Here is a 4,193-nt window from a genome sequence, read left to right on the forward strand (position 1 = left end):
CTCGAGCCCGAGGACGAAACGATCGACGCGATCGCGAGCGCGGTCGTGCGCGGCGACAGCGGCTCGTTGAAGCTGCGCGAGACGCCGGCGTTCGCGGCACGCAGCGCCGAGACGCCCGGCCTGTGGTTCGTGGTGCGCCGGCATGACGGCGCCACGCTCGCCTACGGCAAGGTGCCCGCTGCTTATGCCGAGATGGGCGCGGCGCTCGATCGCATCGGGCAGGCGCGGTTCGGCAGCATGCTCAACGGCGATTTCGTCCCCGCCGCGCGGCTCAAGACGGTGCATGCCGCTGCCGGCGATCTCCAGATCCTCACCGGCGCCAATGGCACGGTGTCGCCCGGACGACTGCTGGCGGCGGTCGGCCTGCTGTTCGCCTCGGTCGTCCTGCCGCTGATCGCGATCACCGCAATCGCGACGATCATCGCCGCGCCGCTGGTGGTTCGCCGCGCGCTCGCCTCGGCCGATGCGATCGCAGCGCGCGCGAAGCAGATCGACGTCGACCGGCGCGGGACGCGGCTGCCGTCGCACAATGTCCCGCAGGAAATCGTGCCGCTGGTCGAAGCCGTCAACGGCGCGCTCGCGCGGCTCGACGACGGCTATGAGCATCAGCGCAAATTCTTCGCCTATCTCGCGCACGAATGGCGCACCCCGATCGCGATCCTCCAGACCCGGCTCGACGCGCTGCCGGCGGGGCCGGAGAAGGTGCTGCTGCTGCAGGATCTCGCCCGGCTGGCCAATCTCACCGAGCAATTCCTCGATCTCCAGCGTTTCGGCCATCGTTTCGAGCCGGCGCGGATCAACCTCGTCGCGGTGACGCGGCAGGTCGTCTTCGATCTCGCACCGCTCGCGATCGCTGCCGGCTACGAACCCGTCTTCGAGGCTGACGAGGAAATGATCGACGTGCTCGGCGATGCCGCGGCGATCGAGCGGGCCATCACCAACCTGCTGCAGAATGCGATCCAGCACGGCGGCGGGCGCGGCCAGATCACGACGCAGATCAGCCGATCGAGCGGGATCACGATCAGCGACGAGGGCGAAGGCGTCCCCGCCGACGATCGCGAGCGCATCTTCGACCCCTTCTTCCGCGTCAACGGCCACGGCTTCGGGCTGGGGCTCAATCTCGTGCGGGAGATCGTCGGGCGGCACGGCGGCCGGATCTGGGTCACGGAGGCGCCATCGGGCGGCGCGTCATTCCGGTTGATCCTTCCGCTCCTGCCGGCGGGCTGACAGCGTTCTTCCGGCAGGATCGGGCCGATCCAAAAATAACCTGTCAACCGCGCAATGTTCTTGTAATCGCGGTCGAATATTTCGATCGATAAAGACCGATGAGGTATCGGTCGACGGACAAATGCGTGATGACGAAACGGTTTCTATTCCTTCGATCGTTCCTCAAAAATCCCGGCGTCATTGGCGCGGTGACGCCATCGGGGTCATCGCTGGCGGAATTGATCACGAGCGACCTTGGCCCGGCGACCGGCACGGTGCTCGAACTCGGCCCCGGCACCGGGATTTTCACGGAGGCGGCGTTGAAGCGCGGCGTGCCGGAAAAGGACCTGATCCTGATCGAATATGTCGTGGATTTCGCTCGCATCCTGCAGATGCGCTATCCCCAGGCACGCGTCCTGTGCATGGATGCCGAGCAGCTCGGCACCGCATTGCCGCCCGAAAAGCGCCTCGGCGCCGCGGTCAGCGGGTTGCCGTTGCTCAACATGCGCGGATCGAAGATCGAGACCATGTTGCGCAGCATCTTCTCGCATCTGCGCGAGGGCGGCGCGCTCTACCAATTCACCTACGGCATCACCTGCCCGATCCCGCGCCACATCCTCAAGCGCCTCGATCTGAAGGCCAGCCTCCACGGGCGCGTGCTGCGCAACATCCCGCCGGCGCGCGTGTACAAGATCACGCGCAGCAATCATCGCCCGTTGCGCGACCTCGCGCGGTGAGCGGCCTGCTCTCGACGGTCATCGCGCTGTTCGCGACGATGGGGCCGCTCGGGCTGGCGTCTTGCGCGCTGATCGAGAAGCTGATCCCGATCGTCCCGTCGAGCGGGCTGCTCATCATGCTGGGCCGTTTCGCGGTTGCCGATGCCGCCGCCTTGCCCGGCGCGGTCGTCGCCACGACGGTGGGATCGACGCTCGGATCGCTCGCCTGGTACGGCCTGGGCCGGTGGGTCGGCGCCGAGCGCGGCGCGCGGCTACTGACGTTCGGATCGCTGCGCTCGCTCGGCCATGAGCGCCGCGAGCGGCTGCATCGCGCCTATCTGCGGCGGCGTTTCTGGATCACCTTTCTCAGCCAGACGATGCCGGTCGTCCGGGTCTATATCGCGGTGCCGGCCGGCGCGCTCGCCGTGCCGCTCACCGGCTTCGTCGTGGCGACCTTCGCCGGAGCGGTGGTGTGGAACACCGTGTTCCTCGCGACCGGCGTTATCCTGCGCAACAATCCGGTGGCCGGCGGCCACGGCGACATCGTCACGACGATCGTCGTCGCGCTTCTCGCCGCCGAAGCGATCATTGCGGGCGGCATCCGCCTGCTGCGCCGGCGCCGCGAGCCCGTTTAAAGCTGGGCGGCGCTGGTCGGCCCCTGAACCCTGACGCGCGGGAAAACCGCCTCGAGCGGCTTGGTATCGGGCAGCACGTAGACATAGCCGCCCTTCCTTTGGAAAAGCGGCCGCAGGCTTTTGCTGTAGAAAACCGAGGGCACGTTGATGCAGCCGAAGGTGATGCGATTGTCGTCGGGGGTCGGCGACAGCATCCGCTGGCGTCGCCGCTCCTTCTTGCTCGCGGTCGGCGGGATCGGGTGGAGCGCCACCGAATTGGCGTAATCGACCCACAGCACCTTCTGCTTGCCCGCGGCGAAGCCGTATCTGGCGAGGAAGCGTCCGGCTGGAGTGGTCTTTTCCGCCGGGCCGATCTCGGCGAGATTCTTGGTGCCGACCCCCGGGGTGGCCTCATCCCCCTCGGCGATGCCGATCAGCACCGGCACCCGCGCGAGCGGCTTGCCCTTGGCGTCAAACAGGAAGAGCGAGGCATCCTTCTTGTCGATGATCGCATAGGGCAGCGCGCCATTATCACGCGACGCCGTGATCCAATCGGCGACGCGCACCGCCGCCGCGGACGGCGGCGTCTCAACCTTGGCCTCAACCTTGGCTTCGGCCTTCTTCGCCGGCGCGACGCTGGCCGGCGCGCGCTTGGGCGCGGAAGCCGCCAGCGCAGGTCCGGCAAGCGCCAGAAGCATCATGATCATCGCTTGAGGCACTCGACATACGACCGCTGCCGCCCCGAAGGACGGCAGCGGAGAAATCACGATAATATCAGCAATTGCGCAATTGCGGCATCAGTTCCGCGGGCGCTTCCGGCGATTTTCATTCTCGCGCATGCGCTGCTCGATCCCGTCGACGCGCGCGTTGAGCTGATCGAGCCGCTGGCCATTGTTCTGCGCGGCCTGCCCTGCGGCCTGCGCTTCGGACAATGCCTGCTTCGCGGTGGCATCGGTATCGTGCAGTTTCGCCTCGAGCGCATCCATACGCTGGTTCAACGGCGCGATCTGATCGCGCACATATCCTTTGGTGGCGCAGCCGCCGAGGCCGAGCGCACCAACCATGATCACGACCGCAGGGGCGAGTTTTGTTACAGACGGCGACATGGCTTTTTCCATTCCTTTTTGAACCCGGATCAATCCAAACCGAGCGTTAAACGCGCAACAAACCGATTCTGTCCGACTGTGCATTTGCTCAGGTGAATCGATGATTTACCGGTCAGTTTGCGGCCGCGATCGCCACCAGTGCACGATCGATCGCCCCGGTTGCGGCAGTGTCCTGCGGCATATCGTTGGCGAAGGCCGAGAAGGTGAAGGTCCGCCCGCTCGCCGCGACGAAGAAGCCCGACAGCGCATTGGCGGCGTTGAGCGTCCCCGTCTTGGCGAACAATTTGCCGGCCAGCGCCGTCCCGACAAAACGATGCTTGAGCGTGCCGTCCTCGCCCGCCACGGGAAGCGTCGTGCGCCACGCCCCGCCCCACGGCTGCGCCTGGGTCCAGCGCAGGAAGGTGACCGCGGCGCGCGGCGAGAGGCGATTGTAGCTCGACATGCCCGACCCGTCGGCGAAGTCATAAGCGGCGCGCGACACCCCCGCCCGCGCCAGCATCGCGCTCACCGCCGCACGCCCGTCCGCCACCGACCCGCTGCCCGAGACGCTG

6 protein-coding genes are annotated in these 4,193 nt (G+C 66.8%); 3 read left to right on the plus strand and 3 right to left on the minus strand.

What is annotated here, in order from left to right; genetic code table 11:
* The 3 genes from BGN95_RS14970 to BGN95_RS14980 all read left to right on the plus strand — a co-directional run.
* Positions 1 to 1,227 (plus strand): sensor histidine kinase (locus BGN95_RS14970; RefSeq protein WP_286773146.1); only part of this gene is annotated, 1,227 nt, incomplete at its 5' end.
* A gap of 218 nt (positions 1,228 to 1,445) precedes the next feature.
* Entirely contained in the window at positions 1,446 to 1,943 is a 498-nt protein-coding gene (locus BGN95_RS14975; protein WP_286773147.1) for a class I SAM-dependent methyltransferase, read from the plus strand.
* Positions 1,940 to 2,557 (plus strand): DedA family protein, encoded by a 618-nt coding sequence (locus BGN95_RS14980; protein ID WP_286773148.1) that lies wholly within the window; start codon positions 1,940 to 1,942, stop codon positions 2,555 to 2,557. The genes BGN95_RS14975 and BGN95_RS14980 overlap by 4 nt, the downstream gene beginning before the upstream one ends.
* Here BGN95_RS14980 and BGN95_RS14985 read toward each other — a convergent pair.
* The 3 genes from BGN95_RS14985 to BGN95_RS14995 all read right to left on the minus strand — a co-directional run.
* Positions 2,554 to 3,243, minus strand: a complete 690-nt coding sequence (locus BGN95_RS14985; RefSeq protein WP_265314603.1) for a hypothetical protein — start codon at positions 3,241 to 3,243, stop codon at positions 2,554 to 2,556. The genes BGN95_RS14980 and BGN95_RS14985 overlap by 4 nt on opposite strands.
* 90 nt (positions 3,244 to 3,333) lie before the next feature.
* The gene (locus BGN95_RS14990) at positions 3,334 to 3,726 is read right to left on the minus strand and encodes a hypothetical protein (RefSeq protein WP_502688300.1); all 393 of its coding nucleotides are present in this window, start codon (positions 3,724 to 3,726) and stop codon (positions 3,334 to 3,336) included.
* A gap of 28 nt (positions 3,727 to 3,754) precedes the next feature.
* Positions 3,755 to 4,193: D-alanyl-D-alanine carboxypeptidase (locus BGN95_RS14995; protein ID WP_286773149.1), on the minus strand; the 439-nt coding region annotated here is incomplete at its 5' end.

It is taken from the genome of Sphingomonas sp. 66-10, assembly GCF_001897045.1.
GTDB classification, from domain to species: domain Bacteria; phylum Pseudomonadota; class Alphaproteobacteria; order Sphingomonadales; family Sphingomonadaceae; genus Sphingomonas; species Sphingomonas lycopersici.